Here is a 1,352-nt window from a genome sequence, read left to right as displayed (position 1 = left end):
CATTTGACGTGGCTTTTCAGACTCAACAGATCCAAGAAGATCTCTAGGGGTAAACGAGATCTTCGCGCTGCCGATGAAAACAAAGAACAGGTACTCATCGACGCGAGCAAACGTGCCGTCGCGCGCGACTCCGCGCTGGGAGATAACCGACGTCACCATTTGGATTCTAGCCTCGGGAAACAACTGTTCCAGCAGCAATCCCAGCCGCAGATACTCCTTCTCATCGATTGTGACGATGAGCACCGAGTCGTCGGGGTTGAGTAGTTCCTTCGCAAGGAAGAGGCGACGCTCCATGAACGCAAGCCACTTGGAGTGACGATAGTGATCGTCCGACTCCACGTAGTCGTTGTTGTACTTCCAGTCCTTGGCCCCGGTGTTGTACGGGGGGTCGATGTAGATGGCGTCGACCTTGCCCCGATGCGTGAATAGCAGCGCTTGGAGTGCATGGTAGTTCTCGGAGTTGATGACAGTGTGGAACGGCTTGTCGCCGCCACGCTCGACTTTCCCCGTGGAGACGAGCCCGGGATAGATCGGGTCTCGGAACTCGGCAACCACGACGAGGTCCTCCACAAGCACGGACCACCCCTCGTCGGGATCGTCCACCGCCACAACGTCAGCCCACCGTTGGCCTTCTTCGGTGTAAGTCCTCGCTACACGATAGAGACGCTCGTTCTCCTTCTTCGGCATTTCGCCCCGGTCTGGCAAGATGCGTACCTTGTCGTTCTTGCGCACTGGCCGGCCCGGCAATTCCACCGCCTCGGGCGTGTGTCGTTCGAAGTTCAGTCCGAACGGTCGGCGTTCCGCAAGTGCGTCGGTTTCGCGCTGCAGGTCCTTTGCCAACCGAGGATCCATATTGGCGACGTGGCGGATGAGGTCGTTGAGGCGTGACACGGGTCGATTCTTTCTTACGGAGTCGGTGAGACTGTGGCGACCCCTCGTGCGAAGGTGGCGAGGATGCGCTGATGGGTCTGACGGGGCAAATGACGGTTCCCCGGTTCACCGAATGGAGTACCTGGGCGCACAGGTGCTTCTTGAAGCAGCCTGTCGAGTCCGGGCCGCGACACCATCAGTAATCCATGTGTAGCGCGTGTGCAGGCGACTGCGAGACGGCCGAACGCCGAGTTGAACTCGTCCAACTCGGAGGCGCCGGTGAGGGGATGGAGGGCGATTGTGATGCCGTTCGTCTGCCCCTGCCACGAGTCGACGGTGGACGCGATCAAGTCGGACTCGATCAGATTGTGTTTGGACCTGAGTCGGGCGGCAGCGTCGGTGGCGTCGTCAACCGCCTGATTTCGGGTGGCGAGGATAGCGACGAGAGGGTCGTCCGAATCGGCGCCGGGGCGTTCCTCCTT

General features: G+C 60.0%; 1 protein-coding gene and 1 pseudogene. Both read right to left on the bottom strand.

Features of this window, described 5'->3' with window-relative positions:
• Window positions 1-891, bottom strand: an 891-nt coding sequence (locus tag AC0B44_RS21235) for a DNA methyltransferase (RefSeq protein ID WP_471904701.1), incomplete at its 3' end; no start/stop codon positions are given.
• Window positions 892-905: 14 nt separating this feature from the next.
• Window positions 906-1,352: pseudogene (locus tag AC0B44_RS21230) on the bottom strand (hypothetical protein); the annotation flags it as partial.

The sequence above is a fragment of the Rhodococcus sp. NPDC019050 genome (genome assembly GCF_055664235.1).
This window is presented reverse-complemented; position numbering and strand designations above follow the sequence as displayed.